The 19,784-nt window shown below is 71.3% G+C and carries 17 protein-coding genes; 10 read left to right on the forward strand and 7 right to left on the reverse strand.

Annotation, left to right across the window (positions count from 1 at the left end; translation table 11 throughout):
* Positions 1-22 precede the first annotated feature (22 nt).
* A complete protein-coding gene (gene glpK, locus QE438_RS17155) occupies positions 23-1,522 on the forward strand; it encodes a glycerol kinase GlpK (RefSeq protein WP_306993882.1) in 1,500 nt (499 codons plus the stop codon).
* Between the two features lie 43 nt (positions 1,523-1,565).
* Here the strand turns inward: glpK and QE438_RS17160 are convergent, their stop codons facing one another.
* On the reverse strand, positions 1,566-4,652 hold the full coding sequence (locus QE438_RS17160) for a discoidin domain-containing protein (protein ID WP_306996227.1): 3,087 nt from the start codon (positions 4,650-4,652) through the stop codon (positions 1,566-1,568).
* A gap of 266 nt (positions 4,653-4,918) precedes the next feature.
* On the opposite strand from QE438_RS17160, the gene QE438_RS17165 reads away from it, so the two are divergent.
* From QE438_RS17165 to QE438_RS17175, 3 genes are all read left to right on the forward strand, one after another.
* Positions 4,919-5,935, forward strand: coding sequence for a hypothetical protein (locus tag QE438_RS17165; protein ID WP_306993880.1), 1,017 nt, complete (start codon positions 4,919-4,921; stop codon positions 5,933-5,935).
* 72 nt (positions 5,936-6,007) lie between these two features.
* Positions 6,008-6,148: a hypothetical protein gene (locus QE438_RS17170; protein WP_306993878.1), complete on the forward strand. Its 141-nt coding sequence runs from the start codon at positions 6,008-6,010 to the stop codon at positions 6,146-6,148.
* A complete protein-coding gene (locus tag QE438_RS17175; protein ID WP_306993876.1) occupies positions 6,145-6,762 on the forward strand; it encodes an AAA family ATPase in 618 nt (205 codons plus the stop codon). Before QE438_RS17170 ends, QE438_RS17175 begins: the two co-directional genes overlap by 4 nt.
* A 6-nt stretch (positions 6,763-6,768) precedes the next feature.
* Here the strand turns inward: QE438_RS17175 and QE438_RS17180 are convergent, their stop codons facing one another.
* The 3 genes from QE438_RS17180 to QE438_RS17190 all read right to left on the reverse strand — a co-directional run bounded on the left by QE438_RS17180 (position 6,769) and on the right by QE438_RS17190 (position 10,095).
* Positions 6,769-8,391 (reverse strand): EAL domain-containing protein, encoded by a 1,623-nt coding sequence (locus QE438_RS17180; RefSeq protein WP_307184066.1) that lies wholly within the window; start codon positions 8,389-8,391, stop codon positions 6,769-6,771.
* 250 nt (positions 8,392-8,641) lie between these two features.
* Positions 8,642-9,343, reverse strand: coding sequence for a glycosyltransferase (locus QE438_RS17185; RefSeq protein WP_306993872.1), 702 nt, complete (start codon positions 9,341-9,343; stop codon positions 8,642-8,644).
* Between the two features lie 173 nt (positions 9,344-9,516).
* Positions 9,517-10,095 carry a hypothetical protein gene (locus QE438_RS17190; RefSeq protein WP_130515013.1) on the reverse strand — a complete coding sequence of 193 codons (579 nt, stop codon included), beginning with the start codon at positions 10,093-10,095 and terminating at the stop codon, positions 9,517-9,519.
* Between the two features lie 102 nt (positions 10,096-10,197).
* On the opposite strand from QE438_RS17190, the gene QE438_RS17195 reads away from it, so the two are divergent.
* The 4 genes from QE438_RS17195 to QE438_RS17210 all read left to right on the forward strand — a co-directional run bounded on the left by QE438_RS17195 (position 10,198) and on the right by QE438_RS17210 (position 15,289).
* Complete coding sequence (locus tag QE438_RS17195) at positions 10,198-10,644, forward strand: hypothetical protein (RefSeq protein WP_306993870.1); 447 nt, start codon at positions 10,198-10,200, stop codon at positions 10,642-10,644.
* A 199-nt stretch (positions 10,645-10,843) separates the two neighbouring features.
* Positions 10,844-11,137: a hypothetical protein gene (locus QE438_RS17200; RefSeq protein WP_130515017.1), complete on the forward strand. Its 294-nt coding sequence runs from the start codon at positions 10,844-10,846 to the stop codon at positions 11,135-11,137.
* 99 nt (positions 11,138-11,236) lie between these two features.
* Positions 11,237-12,160, forward strand: coding sequence for an oxygenase MpaB family protein (locus QE438_RS17205; RefSeq protein ID WP_306993868.1), 924 nt, complete (start codon positions 11,237-11,239; stop codon positions 12,158-12,160).
* Positions 12,161-12,298: 138 nt separating this feature from the next.
* The gene (locus tag QE438_RS17210) at positions 12,299-15,289 is read left to right on the forward strand and encodes an EAL domain-containing protein (RefSeq protein ID WP_306993866.1); all 2,991 of its coding nucleotides are present in this window, start codon (positions 12,299-12,301) and stop codon (positions 15,287-15,289) included.
* A 21-nt stretch (positions 15,290-15,310) separates the two neighbouring features.
* Here the strand turns inward: QE438_RS17210 and QE438_RS17215 are convergent, their stop codons facing one another.
* Complete coding sequence (locus tag QE438_RS17215; protein WP_306993864.1) at positions 15,311-15,709, reverse strand: XVIPCD domain-containing protein; 399 nt, start codon at positions 15,707-15,709, stop codon at positions 15,311-15,313.
* Positions 15,710-15,851: 142 nt separating this feature from the next.
* Between QE438_RS17215 and QE438_RS17220 the strand changes: the two genes are divergently transcribed.
* Both QE438_RS17220 and QE438_RS17225 read left to right on the forward strand, forming a co-directional pair.
* A complete protein-coding gene (locus QE438_RS17220) occupies positions 15,852-17,096 on the forward strand; it encodes a putative DNA modification/repair radical SAM protein (RefSeq protein ID WP_130523828.1) in 1,245 nt (414 codons plus the stop codon).
* A 410-nt stretch (positions 17,097-17,506) separates the two neighbouring features.
* Positions 17,507-18,928, forward strand: a complete 1,422-nt coding sequence (locus QE438_RS17225; RefSeq protein ID WP_306993861.1) for a UdgX family uracil-DNA binding protein — start codon at positions 17,507-17,509, stop codon at positions 18,926-18,928.
* 14 nt (positions 18,929-18,942) lie between these two features.
* Here QE438_RS17225 and QE438_RS17230 read toward each other — a convergent pair whose 3' ends face one another.
* Complete coding sequence (locus QE438_RS17230; RefSeq protein WP_286576412.1) at positions 18,943-19,254, reverse strand: hypothetical protein; 312 nt, start codon at positions 19,252-19,254, stop codon at positions 18,943-18,945.
* A gap of 67 nt (positions 19,255-19,321) precedes the next feature.
* Positions 19,322-19,726, reverse strand: a complete 405-nt coding sequence (locus QE438_RS17235; RefSeq protein WP_306993859.1) for a YciI family protein — start codon at positions 19,724-19,726, stop codon at positions 19,322-19,324.
* Positions 19,727-19,784 lie beyond the last annotated feature (58 nt).

The raw sequence follows: 19,784 nt of genomic DNA on the forward strand, positions 1-19,784 counted from the left end.
ACAACCCGCAGGGAGTCACCCGATGGACAAGCAATACGTGCTGGCGATCGACCAGGGCACCACCAGTTCGCGCGCCATGCTGTTCGACCGCAGCGGCGCGGTCAAAGGCATCGCCCAGCGCGAGTTCACCCAGATCTTCCCGCAGCCGGGCTGGGTCGAGCACAACCCGCGCGAGATCCTGTCCACCGTGCTGACCACGATGACCGACGTGCTGACCCAGGCCAACGTCGACGCATCGCAGGTCGCGGCCATCGGCATCACCAACCAGCGCGAAACCACCGTGGTGTGGGACAAGCACACCGGCCAGGCCGTGTACAACGCCATCGTCTGGCAGTCGCGCCAGTCGCAGAGCGTGTGCAAGGAGCTGCGCGAGGCGGGCCACGATGCGCTGTTCCGCGCCAGATCCGGCCTGCTGATCGACCCGTACTTCGCCGGCACCAAGCTCAAGTGGATCCTGGACAACGTCGAGGGCGTGCGCGAGAAGGCGCAGGCCGGCGACCTGCTGTTCGGCACCATCGACAGCTGGTTGATCTGGAACCTCTCCGAGGACCACGCCCACGTCACCGACCAGACCAACGCCGGGCGCACGCTGATGTACGACATCCACGCGCTGCGCTGGGACGAGGAACTGCTGGACATCCTCGGCGTGCCCCGCTCGATGCTGCCCAGGGTGTGTTCGTCCAGCGAGGTCTATACCCATACCGCCGGCCGGCACTTCTTCGGGCACAAGGTGCCGATCGCCGGCATCGCCGGCGACCAGCAGGCGGCGCTGTTCGGCCAGGCCTGCTACACGCCGGGCATGGCCAAGAACACCTATGGCACCGGTTGCTTCGTGCTGATGAACACCGGCGAGAAGGCGGTCCAGTCCAGCAACGGCCTGCTCACCACCATCGCCTGGGGCATCGACGGCAAGGTGGAATACGCGCTGGAGGGCAGCATCTTCGTCGCCGGTTCGGCGGTGCAGTGGCTGCGCGACGGCCTGCGCATGTTCGGCAAGGCCCGCGACACGCAGGCCTATGCCGAGCGCGTGCCGGACACCGACGGGGTCTACATGGTGCCGGCCTTCGTCGGCCTGGCCGCGCCCTACTGGGACAGCGAGGTCCGCGGCGCATTCTTCGGCCTGACCCGCGGCACCAGCAAGGAGCACTTCATCCGCGCCACGCTGGAGTCGATGGCCTATCAGACCCGCGACGTGCTCGAGGCCATGCAGGCCGATGCCAAGCTGGAACTGAAGGAACTGCGCGCCGACGGCGGCGCGATCACCAACGACTTCCTGGCCCAGTTCCAGGCCGACATCCTCGACACGGCGGTGGTCCGTCCCAAGGTGTCCGAGACCACCGCGCTGGGCGCGGCCTACCTGGCCGGACTGGCGACCGGCTTCTGGTCCAGCCGCGAGGAGATCGCCAACCAGTGGGCCATCGACGCGCGCTTCGAGCCGACCATGCCGGCGGCCGACCGCGAGCGCCGCTACGGCGGCTGGAAGAAGGCCGTGCAGGCGACGATGGCCTTCCGCCCGGACTGAGCCTCGGGCAGGGGCGCCGGCGGAGAGGCCGTCGGCGCCGGCCTCACCACTGCGCTACCAGGGTGGAGAACGGCCGCTTCAGCGCGACGCCCTGCGCATCGAACTCGCGCATGGCCCGACCATCGACGGTGACGCTGCGCGGCCGCTGGCGGTTGGGCCAGTAGACCTTGAGCGCGCTGTCGGCCCTGAGCCCCTGGCCCAGCGTGATCGTCAGCCGCTGGCCCTCCTGCCGGGCCTGCATGGCCAGCGTGCCGTAGGCGGTGGGCAGGCCGTCGACCTTCAGGCCGGGGCCGGCGACCCAGGACGGCGGCGTGCCGGGCAGCAGCGACAGCGCGCGGTCGCCTTCGAACATCAGCATGCCGAACACGCTGCGCGCGTACTCGGCGCCGATCCAGGTGTGCGGCATGTCGCCCAGATAGATGGCGTGGCGCTTGTCCGAGTACACGACTTCGGCCAGCTCCTGCCACGCCGTCGGCCGGCGGTCGCGCACCACGTGCTCGAGCATGAACTGCGCATCGGCCGGCCGGTCCAGGTGGACGAAGGTCAGCACGTTGCGCATCTCGTAAGGGGTGTAGGCGTAGAGCGCATCGGGTGCGTCGCGCTGGTGCACCTGCGCCAGGTAGGCATCGAAGGTGCGTTCCAGCGCGTCGGCCGGCAGCACGTCCTGCGCGCCGGTGGGATCGAGCGCGATCGACACGCTGGTCGGGTCGGAGCCGCCCTGGTCGGCATCGGCGGGAATCGTGTCGATGCCCTTCCAGCGCATGGTGGCGCGGATCGAGGCGGCCAGTGCATCGCGCAGCAGCGTGTACTGCGCGCGCGCCCACTGCGCCGTGGCGGTGTCGCCCCATTGTTCGGCCAGCCAGGCGCCGTCGTGCCAGCCGCGCAGCGCCCAGTAGTCGTCCCAGTAGCTGTGCGTGGGCACCGAATAGCCCTCGTGGCTGATCGACGGCGCGAGGATGCCGGCGAAGCGCTCCGGCGCCGGACGATCGGCCTGATAGCCCGGCACCAGCGTGCGCTCGCGCAGCGCCTGCAGGAACTGCAGCGCGCGCTTCACCTGCGGCTGGTACGCGCGCACGGTCTGCGCGCCGCCGTCCAGGCGCGCGACCTCGGCCACCAGCCACAGGTACTGGCCCTGGGCGTCGTACTCCAGGTCCGAGCCGAAGCCGGTGTTGACGCTGCCGTCGTCGTTGAGGATCGGCGAGACCAGGCCGTTGTCGTGCACCGCGTGGGTGCTGTACCAGTGCAGGTAGTCGCGCGCGGTGTCGGCCATGCCCATGCGCAGCAGCACCGCGGCGGTGGCCGAGCCATCGCGGATGAAGGAGCGGTTGTAGTTGCGCGGGCCCGGCTGCATCGCCGGGCCGCTCTGGTTGAGCAGCATGTACGCGGCCTGCGCGCGCAGCATGTCCACCAGCGAGGGATCGGGCAGTGACAGGCCGATCCGGCCCAGTCGCTGCTGCCACTGCGCCGCCTGCGCATCGGCCAGGGCGTCGAAGCGGGCGCCGGCATCGCCGTCGCCCAGCAGGGCCTGCATGTCCAGCGCCGGCGCGGCCGGCCAGTGCGCGGCCTCGACCGCCTTGGCGTCGATCACCTCGTCGCCCAGCGCGAAGGCCAGCACGATGTCGCGCTGCGCGCCCGGCGCCAGATGCACGCGCCAGCCGAGCAGGCCGGCCGCCAGTCCCTGCGGGTTGTTGGCCTGCTGCGCCTGCGGCGCGGTGCCGGTCGCGGCGAAGCGGGTGATCTCGTCTTCGCCATGCGCGCCGAACGCGGCCACACCGTGCAGGTCGGGCGCGCTCGCGCTCTGGAACAGCAGCCGTCCGTTGACGCGCACGCCGGCGCTGCCCCGGCCGGTCTCGACGGCGATGTCGCGGATCGGCGACAGGCCGCCGTTCTGCCAGGGCGGGCTGACCTGCAGCGGCCGGGTCAGCAGCGAGAGTGTGCCGTCCACCGCGGTGGTGCCGGTGTTGCGCAGGCGATGGCGCACCAGCACCACCGGCGCGCCGTCGTGCTCCAGGGCGATGGCCTGGCTGGTGAGCTCCAGGCCGGGCTGGGCGGTCCACTGCACCTGCGGCATCGGCATCCAGCCCTCGCGCAGGGCGTGCCGGATCGGCGTGTCCACCGTGGCTGCGGCCGCCTTGCCGCCGGCATCGCGCCAGACCGGCTGCACCAGCGGCGCGCCCTTGAACGCCTCCAGGTTGCCGTACTCGTCGAACACCGCCTTCTGCCGCCCCGCCGGCACCCCCACCACCGTCCAGTACACCTGCTTCATCTGCAGCGAGGACGGGAACAGCGCCGCCTCCGGCCCGGTGGCGGCCAGCTGGTAGCGCTTCATCGGCGTCATCACCGCCTTGGGGCCGAGCACGCGCACACGGGTCACGCTGGGCGCGGTGCCGGCACGGGCGAGCAGGCGCAGCGCGCTGACGGTGCGCGGCGCATCGCCGGCCAGGTAGGAGGACGCGCCGAAGGCGTGCGGCTCCTGCGCCAGCGGCGTCCAGCGGCCCGAGGCATCGCGGCCTTCCAGCGCCACACTGGCCGGGGTCGTGCCCCAGTCGACCTGCAGCCCGGCCACGTCCTGCGGCTGCGGGAAGCGCACCTCCAGCCCGTAGCCGCCCTGCTGACGGCCCAGCGCGCGGGCCGGGCCGCGGCTCCACAGGGCCGCCGGGTCGCCCGTGCCGGCCAGGCCGGCGATGCGCGGCGCCTGCGCCACGGTGAGCGGCTGGAATTCGAAGATGCCCACGCCCCAGTCCGCCGTGCGCGCCGGCGCGGCCAGGCGCAGGTAGCGCGTGCGCACCGCCGGGAACAGCACGTACTCGGTGCGGCCCGGGCTGTCGGTGGTGGCGTAGATGGTGCGCCAGGCCTGGCCATCGTCGGAGGCCTGCAGCTGATAGGCGTTGGCGTGGCTGACGTCCCACTGGATGCGCACCCCGCCGAGGTCGGCGGCCGCGCCCAGGTCCAGCTGCAGCCAGTGGCCCGGCGAGAACGGCCCGCCCCAGCGCGTGGCCGGGTCGCCATCGAAGGCATGCGCCGAGGCCAGGGCCGGGGCCTCGGTGGCCGAGCTGCTGGCCTTCCACTGGCTGCGCGGCGGCAGTCCGTCGGCGGCCATCGCCGGCAGGGCGATGCACAGCCAACCCATCAGCACGCCCCGGCGCAGCGCCGCGCCCGTCCGCCCGCGCATCCCCATGATCGCACTCGCTGTAACCGTTCTCATGCGGCGATGCTGGCAGGGCCCGGCGGACCTGGCGAGCGGCACCGCAACATCACAGCGCCCTGGCCTTGCTGAATGCCGGGCGCATGCCGTGAAGGCGCGTAACGCAATGCCATCAATTCGGTGCGGACGCTTGCGCACAATGCCGCGCTTGATTTGCGCAATGGCGGGGACACTTGGCGGCAGTAGCACACATGGAATGGGACGAGTCGCGCCTGCGCGTCCCCGCGGCGCTCCTGAGCCTGGCGATCATGGCCCTCATCGCCCTGGTCCTGCTGCAGGCGCCGATGGCACGACTGGCCCCGGCGCGCAGCCAGGAGCAGCGGCTGCGGCTGGAGTTCATCGCCCGGCCACAGGCCGCCGCGCCCGCGCGCCCGGCCGCGCCGGTCGCCGCGCCGCCGCGCGCCGCCGCCGCCGCGACACCGGCCGTGCCCTCACGCCCACCGCCGCCCATCGCAGCCCACCAGCGCCCGCCGGCCACCATTCCGCCGCCGCTGGCTACGCCTCGGGTCACCGCGCCCGCCGATCAGGGTCAGGTCGCCCGTGCGGTGTACGACCGCGACGGGCGGGCCAAGCTGCCCCCCGGCGTCGCCGCCGAGCCGGGCCAGCCGCAGGGCAGCCCGCCGGGCCTGGCCAACGCCCGCGACGCGGCCAAGACCAAGGCGCTGATGGAGCGCCCCAATCCGGTGCAGTACAACGAAACCCGGTTCGAGAAGGACTGGGTGTCCAAGGGCACGCTGGGCGATGTCGCCGCGCAGAAGGTCAACCGCGCCATCGCCGACATGTTCAAGAGCGGGCGCAGCTCGCCCACCGCCCGGCCGCCGCCGGACACGCGCTTCAACCCAGCGCTGGCGCAGAACCGCGACGACCTCGGCAGCGAGGCCACCGGCGATGCCTACAAGGCCGCGCCGATCGCGTTCGAGAAGGCGCCGCAGCCCACCGGCGAGGCGACCAAGGCCATCCGCGCTCAGCTCGACGCGCTGCAAGGCCGCGCGCTGATGTGTCACGACCCGCGCAAGGACAAGTGGCTGGCCGACGTGCGCAGCAACCTGCAGGCGCTGGAACGCAGCGAGAACGCGCTGGCCCACGGCGCCGACCCGGCCCGCGCCCAGTACCAGCTGCCGCAGGCCATCGACGCGGCCTACGACCTGTCACGCCGCGCGCTGTGGTACGCCGACAAGCAGCTGTCGGGGTGTGGCAAGGCCGGCTGATCGCGGCGCGTGCGTTCGCGCAGGCGATCGGGTCATGCTTGCAGGCGGAGTCTCCGCTTCGAAGGATCGCCCATGCCCTCCTGGGATGCCACGCACTATCTGCTGGATGTCGCGCTCAAGCGCGAGAAGGATCCGCCGATGGACCGGTATCCCTTCAGCCTGCCCGGCATCCGCGGCCTGGCCGAGGAACGCCTGGTCTTGACCCCGCGGTGACCTTCCTCGTCGGCGAGAACGGCAGCGGCAAGTCCACGCTGCTGGAGGCGATCGCGGTGGCCTGGGGCTTCAACGCCGAGGGCGGCACCAGGAACTTTAATTTCAGCACGGTCGCCTCGCATTCGACGCTGCACGACTACCTGCGCCTGGGGCGCAGCGGGAGGCGGGCCAGGGACGGCTTCTTCCTGCGCGCCGAGAGCTTCTACAACGTCGCCAGCAACATCGACGCGCTGGGTGGTGACGTGGTCGGGGCATACGGTGGGGAGTCGCTGCATGCCCAGTCGCATGGCGAGTCCTTCATGTCGCTGGTCGAGCATCGCTTCAGGGGCGAGGGGCTCTATGTACTGGACGAGCCGGAGGCCGCGCTCTCGCCCACCCGGCAGATGGCCCTGCTGGCCCGCATCCATGCGCTGGTCCGGCGCAACGCGCAGTTCATTATCGCCACGCATTCGCCGATCCTGATGGCCTATCCGGATGCGCAGATCGTGCAGATCGGTCCGCAGGGCCTGCAGCGCGTCAGTTATCGCGAGACCGAGCATTACCTGGTCACGCGCGCGTTCCTGGAAAACCCCGAACGCCAGCTGCACTACCTGCTCGGCGACGCCGAGTCCTGAAGCCGCTCAGTGCCCCGCCTCGTTCTCCCGCGCCGCGGCGGCCGCGCGCGCCGCCTGCTGGGTCAGGTACAGCTCGATGAAGGTCATCGCCGGCACCGCCTTGCCGAACAGCCAGCCCTGGCCGTAGCCCACGCCCTGCGCGCGCAGGAAGTCGGCCTGCGCGGTCGTCTCGATGCCCTCGGCCACGCAGTCCAGGCCCAGCTCGCGGGCCATGTCGATGATGTGCCCGGTCACCGCCGAGGTGGCCGCGCCGGTGCCGATGGCATCGATGAAGGTCTTGTCGATCTTCAGCGCGTCCAGCGGCAACCCTTGCAGGTATTGCAGGCTGGAGTAGCCGGTACCGAAGTCGTCGATCGCCACGCGGTGGCCCGCCAGGCGCGCCTGCTCGATGGTGCGGCGGGCCGCGGCGATGTCCACGAAGCCGCGCTCGGTGGCTTCCAGCCAGAGCTGCCGCGGGGCGATGCCGCTGCCTTCCAGCGCCTGCGCCAGCACCGCCAGCAGCCGGCCACTGCGCATGTCCGCGGCGCTGAGGTTGAGGCTCACGTGCAGACACGGGTGGGCCGCCAGCAGGGGCCCGAGGTCGCACACGATCGCGGCCAGCACCTGGTCGGTGATCGCGTCGATCAGCCCGGTCTGCTCGGCCAGCGGGATGAACTGGTCAGGACGCACCAGGGTGCCGTCGGGCCGGCGCCAACGCACCAGCGCCTCGGCGCCGACGATGGCCGCGTCCGCCAGCCGCACGATCGGCTGGTAGTGCGCGAAGAACTCCTGCCGCTGCACCGCGCGGGTCAGGGCGCCGGTGGGCGAGAGCCTGCGCTTGAAGCCTAGGATCACCATCGCCACGGCCACCGCGGCGATGAGCAGGCCGATCGGCAGCAGCATGCCCTGTTGGCGCGGCAGCCCGGCGGCGGCGCGTGCCATGGGCGCGCTGACCACCACCATCCAGCCATCGTGCCGCTTCACCGAGAACAGATGCGCCGCGTCGCTTCCGTTGTCCCGGCGCTGGCGCATGGCGCGCGACAGCGCCTCATCGCTGAGGTTGCGCTCGCTCAGCACCACGCCCTGGGCATTGCGCACCAGCAGGCCGATATCCGGTTCCAGCACCAGATCGGAGAAGCGCGCCGGGTCGATCAGGACGTTGTAGTGGTGCTGATGCAGGACCAGCATCTGCCGCCCGCCGCTGATCTGCGGCAGCACGCGCGCGTACAGGCGCAGCCCGTCCGGGCCGACCGCATCGGCGGGCAGGTCGTCGGGCACGCGCACCTTGGTCGGCCCCCACGACGTGCAGCGCAGCAGACCGCCCTGGAAGAAGCCGACTTCCTTGACCGCGGCCGAGTCCATCGCCGCCCGCCGCATCTGCGCGATATGCGCATCCGAACATGGCACCAGGCGGCTGCGCTGCATGGTGCGCAGCACCTGTGTCGCCTCGTCCATCGTGCTCTGCGCGCGCTCCAGCGCCAGCGCGGCGAACTGGTCCAGACGCTGCTGTTCGTTGCGCACGGCCAGATGCCAGGACATCGCCAGGGTGGCGATGATCGGCACGGCGACGCCCAACAGCGCCAGTCCCGTCGCCGCGACGATGATCCTCGCCCGCCCCATCGCCCCGTGCGCTCCATGTACCGTGTTCATTCCCCGGAGCGAACTCTAACCGCTCGGTTCGCTCGTACGCCGGACCTCGCGCACGCTTCCGATCAGCCGTGGCCAATTCGTGCAGATTCGCGAACGGCCGCGATGGCGGCACGTGCCATTGCGCAGAGGGAACCGATGCGGCGGACGCCTTGCGCCGCGCTGTCGGACGCCGGCGCGCAATCCTTAAAACCGGCGCCTGCACGCTTCATGTCGGCCGCTGCCACGCACCGACACGTGGCGGCCACGCGCGCTAGTCGCGCCGTCGCGGGCCGTACCAGAACGCCAGCCGGTCGCGGCTGTGCAGGAGCCCGCGGCCATGGCGCGCCAGGGCCAGCGCCAGGCGCAGGTGTTCCCACGCGCTGAAGGTCTGCAGCTTGCGCGCCGAGGTCCACACCGTCTGGCGCAGCAGTACGAAGCGGCCATGCCGGGCCAGCGCGCGGCTCATGGCCACGTCCTCACCGGCGAACAAACGCAGGTCGAAGCCGCCGCTGGCCTCGAAGGCCGCGCGCGTGCAGAACAGGAAGCAGCCCGGCGCGATCCGCGCCCAGCGCAGCAGCGTGCCGAAGACCGCTTCGCCCAGACGCGCATGCCAGGCCACCGGGCGCTGCAGGCGCACCCGCGCGCCCCCGCCGACGGCGCCGCCATCGAGCGCCGCCAGCGCCGCGCGCAGCGCCTCGGCGTCGACGTGCGTGTCGGCATCGATGAAGCACAGGCGATCGCCGCGAGCGGCGGCCGCGCCGGCGTTGCGCGCCGCGGCGATGTGCCGCGCCTGGATCGACAGCACGCGCACGCCGGCCGCCAGCGCCAGCGCGGCGGTCGCATCGGTGGAACCATCGTCGACCACCACGATCTCCGCCGCCACGCCGCACGTGGCGATCGCGCGCTGCAGACAGGCCAGCGTGCCCGGCAGCAGTGCGGCTTCGTCGTGGGCGGGCAGGATGCAGGACAGCATGGCCCATGCTGTCACGCTCGGATGTCAGAAGGAGGTGACCGCATCGGGTGCGGCAGGGCGCCGTCGCGGTATGGCCGTTGGCCTCCGCTTGGCGTGTCCGTGCCGTGCGCCATCGCGCGCAACGGACCGCCCAAACGAAGGTGCCCGGCTTGTCGCCGGGCACCTGGATGCTTTCAGTCGTTGCCGAGCGCGACCAGCTCGCGCGCCAGGTCGGCGTGGCGGTGCTGGCGTCCCATCTCGCGCATGATGCGGATGTCCTCGTGGCGCAGCGGTCGGCGCGCGATCACGCGTTGCTTGTAGGCCAGCACCTCGGGATAGGTGCGCGCCAGTTCCAGCGCTTCCTGCACCTGCTCGACCGAATCGCTTTCGTTGCTCACCGGCTCGCGGCTGGAGAACGCGTTGACCCAGCGCGACAGCCCCGCCTTCTGGTCGAAGACCTGCGCGATCAGCCAAAGCACGAACAGCATCGCGACCCAGATCAGCAGCACCAGGATGATCTTGGGAAAGCTGGGGTTGTAGCTGTGTTCCCACAGGTTGTCGGCGATGATCGCCAGCGCGGTCAGCGACGCGCCCAGCCACACGATCACCGAACCGGCGAGCCACTGGCCCTTGGCGATATCCAGCAGATGGATCTCGTGTTCGATGCCGCGGTCGGTCTTGCTCAGCCAGTGCGCGGCCTGTTCCTCCAGCGGCTTGCGGTGCAGCTCGTTGTCCGCCAGCAGCAGGTTCAGGCCCTTGAAGAGTTGGCTCATGGTTCGATCCTCGCCTTGAACAGGTGGCCGGCCCGGCGCCGCCACCTTTGTGCGCAGCATAGGCCGGTGCGCCGCGAAGTTTCCGTGAGACGAAGGTAGAAGATGAACCGGGCAGCCAGCGCCGTGAATGTTGCGTTGCGACATTCTTCACGCATGACTAAGCCGGGCCATCCGAAAGTCGAACCCGCCTCCACCCCCACGGATGCCCCCATGGCCAGCGAACCGGGCCGCCGCGACGACGCGGCGTGCATCATCGTCAACATCGATCGAGAGCGCGACTTCTGGAAACGCCATTACAGCGAGCTGCCGTGCCGGCAGGCCGGACTGGGCTTCGAGGCATGCTGGCCGCTGCTGATCCGGGCCTATCACGTCTACCTGCACCATCCAAACGCGGGGCGGGAAGTCGGCGCCGTGCTGTTCGCCAACTCGCCCGAGGCGATCGACCATGGCCTGGAGCCCAGCCTGGCGGGGCGGATCTTCGCCCGGGTGATGGATCGCATCCAGCGGGCGACCACGCGCCTGCAATATCCGATGCCCGCGCACGCCTGAGCCCGGCGTTGAGAAACCTGCGTTACGCCTCACGAGCGTCAAAACGCGATTTTATGAATCATCTCAATTCTGAACTGTGACGCCTGCAAGGGTGTTCTCGCGGTTTAACGAGAATTTCATCGTCACTTCGACCTAACACTTACAAGTGGGCTGCGACCCTGTTGTTTGAGGCCATTCTTCCGAGCCAAGGACACGTCGCATGCACCCCCAGCAAGCAGAACACGGACGCGCCGTCCTGATCGATATCGACCGGGAACGCGATTACTGGCGCCAGCACTACGTCAACATGCCGCGCGCCTCGCAGCACCGCTCCTTCGAGCTGTACTGGCCGGCGCTGTCCAGCGCCTACGACGTCTATCTCAACCACCCGCATACCGACCAGGACACCGGTTCGGCGCTCTATGCCAACTCCCAGGCGGTGCGTTCGCGCGGCCTGAGCCTGGAAGAGGCGCGGGCGATCTACGCCGAGGTCTGGCAGCGCATCACGCGCTGAAGCCGGCCTGGTGGTGGACCTGGAGGAAGGCGCCCGCGGGGCGCCTTCTTCGTTTGCGCCTCCACGAAGGCCGCGCCGGGTGGTCGGTAGGATGGGCGCATGTCGCTGCTCCGCACGCTCATCGCCCCCGCCGCCGCGCCGGTGCGACGCTGGGTGCTCGGCGCCTTCCCGCGCGGCCAGTCGGGAATCGACTACGACCTGCCGCACGGCGATCCGGGGCTGTTCGGCCCGGACAGCGTGACCTGGCGCATCCATGGCGATTTCCCCGGCATGCTGGCCGGCGGGCTGGCCGCGCTGATGCTGCAGGCGCTGCACCCGCGCGCGCTGGCCGGGGTCTACGAGCATTCCAACTTCCGCCAGGACCTGGTCGGCCGCCTGCGCCGCACCACGGCCTTCGTGGCCGGCACCAGCTATGCCCCGACCGCCGAGGCGCAGCGGCTGATCGCCCGGGTGCGGGGGATCCATGCGCACGTGCGCGGCACGCTGGCCGACGGCACGCCCTACGCCGCCGACGATCCCGACCTGCTGACCTGGGTCCACGTCACCGAGGCGCACGGCTTCCTGCAGGGCTATCGGCGTTACTGCCGGCCGGTGCCGCCGGAGATGGCGGATCGCTACTTCGACGAGGGCCGGCGCGTGGCGCAGGCGCTGGGCGCCCGCGAGGTGCCGGCCTCGCAGGCGCAGGTGGAGGCCTACTTCGCGGCGATGCGGCCGCAGTTGCGCTTCGATGCGCGCTCGCGCGAGGTGATGGACGTGCTGGCACAGGTCCGCCTGCCGGTGCCGGTGGCCGGGCTGTCGCGGGCGGTGTTCCTCGGCGCGGGCGCGGCGCTGCTGCCGGACTGGGCACGGACGCTGCTCGAATTCGACACTGCCCGGCACGCACAGTCGGCGGCGGCTGCCGCCAGCCTGCGCGGCATGGCACCGCTGTTCCGCATCGCCCTGCCGGACGGCGCCTGCGCCCACGCCTGCGCACGCATGGACGTGCCCGTGGCGGACATGCGGCGCTGGCCTGCGGGGGCCTGAGCCGGTCCTGTGGCGCGGGCTGTCGGCGGGCGGAGCCGCAGCGTATGCTTCGGGCGAGTCGCCGCGCGGGTTCGGGGGGCGCGGCTGGCCCCATGACCGTCCCGGGGTGGCAGGACCTCCGTCCAACAGCGGGTGCACATGGATCGTTCGGTTCCAGGCCCATCGCCGGTCAAGTCGGTCGTGCAGACCCGCACGGTGCTCGGGTTTGGCCTGCTGCTGGGCGCGGCGCTGGGGATCGGGCTTGGCTGGTGGGTGATCAGCGATCGCCAGAACCGCCTGCAGGCCGCCGAGCGCCAGAGCCAGGCCCTGGTCGTCGGCGTCGAACGCGCGATCGGCCTGGAGCTGCGCAACCTCGAGCGCGCCATGCGCGGCATCGCCGCTGATGCCACCGCGCTGCTGGCCTCCGCGCCGGACCGTGCGCCCGGGCTGATCGGGCAACTCATTGAAGGTGTGGCCTCGCGGCATCACGAGCTGGAAAGCGTCGTCATGGTCGATGCGCAGGGCCGCGCGCTGACGCCCGGCCGCGGCGATCCCAGCTTCCCGCAATGGAAGGCCGGTGCGGCCGCAGGCCCCTCGGACCGCCTGCAGCTGGGGCCGCTGCAGTGGCTGGAAGACGGCCACCCGGTGCTGCCGCTGGCCCTGCCGATGACCGTACAGGGCGAGGGCGGACCGCGCTGGTTGCTGGCGCGGCTGGATACCCGCGCACTGCAGGCCCTGATCGACGGCCTGGACTCCGGTCGCGACGGCGCACTCGGCGTGGTCGGCCCCAACGACCAGCTGCTGGTGCGCAGCCTGGGCGGCAAGCCCTCGCGCGAGGGCATCGGCACGCGCATCGCCGTGCCGCAGCCTGGCGAGCTGGCGCCGCAGGTCGCCGTCACCCAGCGCGTCAGCGAGGTGGACGGCCTGCGCCGGGTGGTGGCCGCGCGCGCGCTGCCCGGCTATCCCCTGCAGATCTGGGCGGGGCTCTCGACCGAGCAGGTGCTGCTGCCCTGGCATCGCTTCGTCGCCATCGCCTCGCTGCTCTACGTCCTGTACTGGGCGATGCTGGCGGTGCTGCTGCGGGTGGTGCGGCGCGCCGACCGCGACCAGCGCCACATGCTCGAACAGCTGCAGCGCAATTCCGAGCACCTGCACCTGGCCCAGCACACCGGCAAGGTGGGCGCCTGGGCGATGGAGCAGGGCGGGCGGCAGGTGGTCTGGGGCGCCGACGTCAGCCAGATGTTCGGCCTGGGCCAGGCCGAGCCGCCTTCGCTGTGGGCCTTCATCCGGCACGTGCACGTGCGCGACCGGCGCATGCTGGCGCGCCGCTTCGTCAGCGCCTGGCGCAGCCGCGGCGCGTTCTCCTGCGAGTTCCGTCTGGTCAGCCGAGACGGCGCGGAACGCTGGGCCGTGGCGCGCGGCGGCGTGGTCGCCGGTGCGGGCGGTCACCTGCGCATGACCGGCACGCTGGTGGACATCAGCGAACGCATGGAGGCGCAGTCGCGCCTGAGCGATGCCGAGCGCCAGTTCCGCCTGATCTTCGACCGTAACCCGCTGCCGTTCTGGGTGCACGACGCGCGCACCCGGCGCTTCCTCGAGGTCAACCGGGCGGCGACGCTGCAGTACGGCTTCGGCCGCGAGGAGTTCCTGACCATGCACCTGTCGGACATCTGCCCGGCCGGGCTGCCCGGCGGCAGCGGCGTGGTGCAGGGGGTGGCCGCGGGATTCGAGGACGCGCACGTGTCCCAGCACCGGCGCAAGGACGGCTCGACCCTGCAGGCGCGCGTGTACGTCAGCGACATCCGCTTCGGCGGCCACGAGGCCAAGCTGGTGCTGTCCGAGGACATCTCCGAGCGCCTGGAGTACGAGAAGGAGCTGGCCTACCGCGCGCGTCACGACCAGACCACCGGCCTGATCAACGTGCAGACGCTCAGCGACCGCCTCGACCAGGGCCAGCATCCCGGTTATCAGGTGCTGTACCTGCAGCTGCGCGGGCTGCAGCCGATCCGCGACGCGCTGGGCCGGCAGACCGCCGACGACGTGCTGCGCACGCTGGCCGCGCGCCTGCAGCTGTGGGCCCAGCAGTTCGGCCTGGCCGCCCACCAGCCCGACGAGGACTTCGTGCTGGCGGTGCTGCATGCCGAGCGCCTGCAGGCCGCGATCGAGGCGGCGATCGAGGCGGTGCGCGAGCCGGTCGGTGACGGCGACGGCTCGATGCAGCGCCTGGAGGCGCGCTTCGGTCTGGCCGGCGACGAGGGCGGTGGCCTGCGCGCGGAGAACATCATCGACAACGCCGCGCTGGCCGCGCACGCGCTGGATTCCTCGGCGTTCGAGATCTCCCGCTACGACGGCGCGCTGGCGCGGCGCTACAGCGAACGCCTGCGCATGGCCGCGCGCCTGCGCACGGCGCTGGAGCACGGCGAGTTCGACCTGCATTTCCAGCCGATCGTGCGCACCGTCGACGGCAGCGTGGCCGCGCTGGAGGCGCTGGTGCGCTGGCCGCAGCGCGACGGTACCCAGATCGCGCCGGCCGACTTCATCCCGCTGTGCGAGGACATCGGCCTGATCGTGCCGCTGGGCAACTGGATCCTGCGCCGCGCCGCCCAGGCCCAGGCCTGGCTGCAGCGCCAGGGCTGCGACGACCTGCCGGTGGCGGTCAACGTGTCCACCCTGCAGGTGCTGCAGGCCGATCTGCCGTCCGAACTGGAGCAGGCCTGCGCGCTGGCCGGCATCTCGCCGCACGCGCTGCATATGGAGCTGACCGAGAGCGTGATGATGCACCGCCCCGAGCAGGGCATGGCGGCGATGCAGCGCCTGCGCGATGCGGGCGTGTGCATCTCGCTGGACGACTTCGGCACCGGCTTCTCCTCGATGTCCTACCTGCGCCACCTGCCGCTGAGTTCGATCAAGCTCGACCGCACCTTCGTGCGCGACGTCGACCGCGATCCGCGCAACGCCAGCATCTGCAAGTCCCTGCTGATGCTCGGCCACAGCCTGGGGCTGGAGATGATCGCCGAAGGCGTGGAGCGGCCCGAGGAACTGGAATGGCTGCGGCGCCACGGCTGCGAGCAGGTGCAGGGTTTCCTGCTGGGCCGCGCGCAGCCGCTGGAGCTGGCCCTGCAGCGCGTGCAGGGCGTCGCGCTGGGCTGATCGCCTGCGAAGGGCGCGCGTTCAGCGCGACAGCTGCGGATCGGGGTGTGTCTGGACGGGCGTGGCCAGCTGATGCTGCTCGTGCAGCTGGCGCAGGCGCTCGCGCGATTGCGCGGCGGGGATCGCCACGGCCTGCTCGGTGCGCATGTGCGCCCGCAGCTGGGCCGGATCGCCCAGCGCGCCCTGGACGACGAAGACCAGCTCGCCCTGGCCGACCTGCGCATTGCGCTCGGACAGCACGACGTGATCGATGCGGCTCAGTCCCTGCTCGCTGGCCAGCACCGCCAGGCTGGCGCTCAGGCGCTCGCTGTTGGCGTCGAAGGGCCGGCCCAGGTCGGCTTCCAGGCGCCGCACGCCGGCTTCGGCCTGCTGGGACAGGGCTTCGGGGCTGGCGGCAGGGGCGGGATGCGGCGTGTTCATGGCGGGCGCCTCGGGGGAAACGGACGGCGGGCATGCTAGGTCCTGTGCGCCGCATGCGTCGAGGCGGGCACGCTGGGCGTGTTCAGTTGCCACTCCGCTTGCGTCTCACGGATTGAGACCCGCCTGCGGCAGGCTGCCTGGTGTGAACGTCACCGAGAAACTCGCGATCCTGGCCGATGCGGCCAAATACGACGCCTCCTGCGCCTCCTCGGGCGCGGACAAGCGCCATTCGCTGGGTACCGGTGGCATCGGCAGCACCGAGGGCATGGGCATCTGCCACTCCTACACGCCCGACGGGCGCTGCGTGTCGCTGCTGAAGATCCTGCTGACCAACTTCTGCGTCTTCGACTGCGCCTACTGCGTCAACCGCGTCACCAGCAATGTGCGCCGGGCGCGCTTCACGCCGGACGAGGTGGTGCGGCTGACGCTGGATTTCTACAAGCGCAACTACATCGAGGGGCTGTTCCTCTCCAGCGGCATCATCCGCAATAGCGACTACACGATGGAGCAGCTGGTGGAGGTGGCGCGCAGCCTGCGCCAGGACCACAAGTTCGCCGGCTACATCCACCTGAAGACCATCCCCGACGCCGCCCCGGAGCTGCTGGCCGCGGCCGGGCGCTATGCGGACCGGCTCAGCATCAATGTCGAGCTGCCTACCGAAGGCGGCCTGGCGCAGCTGGCGCCGGAGAAGAAGCCCGGCGGCATCCGGGCCGCCATGGGCGAGCTGCGCTGGCGGATCGAGGAGAACAAGGAGCAGCGCCGCGAGGAAAAGAAACTGCGCGCCAAGCCGCCGCGCTTCGCCCCGGCCGGGCAGAGTACGCAGATGATCGTCGGCGCCGATGGCGCGGACGATCGCGCCATCCTGCAGACCAGCACCAACCTCTACGGCAACTACCGGCTGCGGCGCGTGTACTACTCGGCCTTCAGCCCGATCCCCGACGCGTCCAGCAAGCTGCCGCTGCAGCCGCCGCCGCTGCAGCGCGAGCACCGCCTGTACCAGGCCGACTGGCTGCTGCGCTTCTACGACTTCTCGGTGGACGAGATCGCGCCGACCGACGCCGCCAGCGGCATGCTCGACCTGGACATCGATCCCAAGCTGGCCTGGGCCCTGCGCCACCCCGAGCGCTTCCCGGTGGACGTGAATACCGCGCCGCGCGAACTGCTGCTGCGCGTGCCCGGCCTGGGCACGCGCAATGTCGAGCGGATCATCGCCTCGCGGCGCTTCCGCCGGCTGCGGGTGGAGGACCTGACCCGGCTGCGCCTGCCGATGAAGAAGCTGCTGCCCTTCGTGCAGGTGCTGGACCATCATCCGCGCGCGGCGCTGGACGACACGGCGAAGCTGCGCGGCATGCTGGCACCGAAGCCGCGGCAGATGGGGCTGTTTTGAGGGCCTGCGCTGGAGTGCTGGACCGGTGAGCGCGCTTCGCCCATCCACTTCGACTGGACGGGGTGCCGCGCCTCGGCTCGGTCCGCCATCTCCGGTGGACTCGCTGCCGCACACCATCCTGACGTGCGCCCCGCAGCGCCCGACCCGGTCGAGACCGCACAGCAAATGGATCAGGACTTCTTCCAACACGAAGTCGAAGAGCTCGACGCGCGCGGCCACGGCCCGCCGGACCGCTGCCCCTCCGAAGCCCGAACGCGCACGCCCCGCCACCCCGCAATCGGGAGATGCACCCACGCTGATGCATCCGCGCGTGGATCCCTTCGCCCAAATCAGCGTGAGCGCAGGACATCCCTCCCGCAAAGTACGTGCACTGCTTCAAGGCAGCAGCGCCGCACGGCGGATAGGCTGAGATGTTCAGCGCACGCGTAGAGCCGGCATGGAGCCTCGAGGCCTGGCGGGTAGCGGCCCGAGCGGCATGGTGCGCGAACGTGGCCCCGGACCAACTGGATTGGGAAGGTGGCGCACAGGGCGGCCTGCTGGCCACGCCCGAAGTGACGACCCTGCCGGCCCAGCGCGAAGCGCCGCGGGTCTCCTCAGACTTCCTCGCGCTGGCCGGCGCCGTGCTCTGCCACCGCGATCCGCATCGGCATGGCCTGCTGTACCGCCTGCTGTGGCGGATGGGACAGGGCGAGCGCGGCCTGCTCGCGCATGCGACCGACGCGGACGTGCATCGCGCCGGCGTGCTGGCCAAGGCGGTGCGGCGCGACAGCCACAAGATGAAGGCCTTCGTGCGCTTCCGCGAAGTGCCCGGCGAGGCCAACGCCTTCGTGGCCTGGTTCGAGCCCGAGCATCACATCGTCGATCGCGTCGCGCCGTTCTTCGCGCGGCGCTTCGCCGGCATGCGCTGGGCGATCCTCACCCCTTACCGCAGCGCACACTGGGACGGCGATGCCCTGGCCTTCGGCCCCGGCGGCGTGCGCGCCGATGCCCCGGCCGACGATGCGCGCGAGGCGCTGTGGCGCACCTACTACGCCAACATCTTCAACCCCGCACGGCTCAACCCGACCATGATGCGTTCGGAGATGCCGCAGAAGTACTGGAAGCATCTGCCCGAGGCCGCGCTGCTGCCCGAGCTGCTGCAGTCCGCCGGCGCGCGCGTGCGCGAGATGGCCGAGCGCATGCCCGAGGCGCCGCGCCGCCGCATTCCCGAGGCCGCACCCGAACCCGTCCTGCGTGCCGACGACTCGCTCGACGCGGTGCGCGCCGCCGCCGCCGCGTGCCGCCGCTGCGAACTGTGGCAGCCGGCCACGCGCACCGTGTTCGGCGAGGGCCCGCCCGATGCGCGCATTGTGCTGGTCGGCGAGCAGCCCGGCGACGAAGAAGACCTCAGCGGCCGGCCCTTCGTCGGCCCGGCCGGCAAGCTGCTCGATCGCGTCCTGGCCGAACTGGGCATCGACCGCAGCGCGCTGTACCTGACCAATGCGGTCAAGCATTTCCGCTTCGAGCAGCGCGGCAAGCGCCGCCTGCACCGCAACCCGACCTCATCGCAGGTGGCCGCCTGCCGTCCCTGGCTGCAGCAGGAGCTCGTACGCCTGGATCCGCAGGCGATCGTCTGCCTGGGCGCGAACGCCGCGCGCGCGGTGCTGGGCGGCGACTTCCAGCTGATGGCTCAGCGTGGCCAGTGGCGGGTGATGGCCGACGGCGCGCGTGCGCTGGCCACCGTGCATCCGTCCTGGGTACTGCGCCAGCCCGATGCCGACGCGCGCGCGCAGGCGCTGGACGTGCTGCGCGGCGACCTGGCCCTGCTTCGCCCGCTGCTGCAAGCCGCGTAAGCGCTGACGCGGCGCTAGGCGGTCGGAGCGTCGCCGTGGATGTGCTGCCAGACCTCGGCGATGATCCGTTCGGCCTGGGCGCGGCCGAGCTGTTCGTGCGCGGGCAGCAGCGCGTAGCGCCGGTGGATGTCCGGCCACAGCGCGTGCAGGCGCTCGTGCGGGTGCAGCAGATAGCTGTCGTAGGCGAACTTCAGCGTCGGCTCGGCCTGGGCGAAGCCGCCGCGCCCGGTCTGCTGATAGTGCTCGCGCCACCAGCGCAGCTCGTGCTGGATATCCACCACGATGGCGCGCGCGCCCGGCTCGGTCGATGGCGTGGAGACGGACATGCAGCCCTCCTTTGGCGTCGATGTCGGACGACATCGCACTTTAGGAGCGGCGGCGGTGAAGCAGCCGTCAAGCGCGCGCCAGCTCCAGCGCGCCAGGCGCGGCGCCCACCTGCTCGCGCACCCGGTTCATGTCGCGCACCGGGCGCAGCTCGATGCAGCCGTAGGCGGCCCAGGGGAACTTCCGCGCGATCGCCTCGGCCGCCGCCATGTCCGGCGCCTCGATCAGGTTGAAGCCGGCCAGCAGCTCCTTGGTCTCGGCGAAGGGGCCGTCGGTCACGCGCGTCTGGCCGCCGCGCACGCGCAGCGAACGCGCGGTCTGTACGTCCTCCAGCTGCTGCGAGGCCAGCAGCACGCCCTGCCGCTGCAGCGCGTCGGCGTGTTCGAAGCAGCCGCGCATCAGGCGGTCGAACTCGGCCTGCGGCAGGGCCTGCATCAGCGCGGGATCGACGTGGATCAGCATGAGGAACTGCATGTCAGGCTCCTGGGCGAGGGCGTGCGCGCATGATGCCGCAGGTGCGCCGGTCGCGTCC

It is taken from the genome of Pseudoxanthomonas sp. SORGH_AS_0997, from assembly GCF_031453535.1.
Taxonomy (GTDB): Bacteria; Pseudomonadota; Gammaproteobacteria; order Xanthomonadales; family Xanthomonadaceae; genus Pseudoxanthomonas_A; species Pseudoxanthomonas_A winnipegensis.

Bases quoted from the DNA above. Each gene is read 5' to 3' on its own strand.
- QE438_RS17205 (WP_306993868.1), top strand. From the start codon at position 11,237: ATGTCGCTGCTCCGCACGCTCATCGCCCCCGCCGCCGCGCCGGTGCGA.
- QE438_RS17185 (WP_306993872.1), bottom strand. From the start codon at position 9,343: ATGCTGTCCTGCATCCTGCCCGCCCACGACGAAGCCGCACTGCTGCCG.
- QE438_RS17215 (WP_306993864.1), bottom strand. From the start codon at position 15,709: ATGAACACGCCGCATCCCGCCCCTGCCGCCAGCCCCGAAGCCCTGTCC.
- QE438_RS17225 (WP_306993861.1), top strand. From the start codon at position 17,507: ATGTTCAGCGCACGCGTAGAGCCGGCATGGAGCCTCGAGGCCTGGCGG.
- QE438_RS17200 (WP_130515017.1), top strand. From the start codon at position 10,844: ATGCACCCCCAGCAAGCAGAACACGGACGCGCCGTCCTGATCGATATC.
- QE438_RS17180 (WP_307184066.1), bottom strand. From the start codon at position 8,391: ATGAACACGGTACATGGAGCGCACGGGGCGATGGGGCGGGCGAGGATC.
- QE438_RS17210 (WP_306993866.1), top strand. From the start codon at position 12,299: ATGGATCGTTCGGTTCCAGGCCCATCGCCGGTCAAGTCGGTCGTGCAG.
- QE438_RS17190 (WP_130515013.1), bottom strand. From the start codon at position 10,095: ATGAGCCAACTCTTCAAGGGCCTGAACCTGCTGCTGGCGGACAACGAG.
- QE438_RS17160 (WP_306996227.1), bottom strand. From the start codon at position 4,652: ATGGGTTGGCTGTGCATCGCCCTGCCGGCGATGGCCGCCGACGGACTG.
- QE438_RS17170 (WP_306993878.1), top strand. From the start codon at position 6,008: ATGCCCTCCTGGGATGCCACGCACTATCTGCTGGATGTCGCGCTCAAG.
- glpK (WP_306993882.1), top strand. From the start codon at position 23: ATGGACAAGCAATACGTGCTGGCGATCGACCAGGGCACCACCAGTTCG.
- QE438_RS17195 (WP_306993870.1), top strand. From the start codon at position 10,198: ATGAACCGGGCAGCCAGCGCCGTGAATGTTGCGTTGCGACATTCTTCA.
- QE438_RS17165 (WP_306993880.1), top strand. From the start codon at position 4,919: ATGGAATGGGACGAGTCGCGCCTGCGCGTCCCCGCGGCGCTCCTGAGC.
- QE438_RS17235 (WP_306993859.1), bottom strand. From the start codon at position 19,726: ATGCAGTTCCTCATGCTGATCCACGTCGATCCCGCGCTGATGCAGGCC.
- QE438_RS17230 (WP_286576412.1), bottom strand. From the start codon at position 19,254: ATGTCCGTCTCCACGCCATCGACCGAGCCGGGCGCGCGCGCCATCGTG.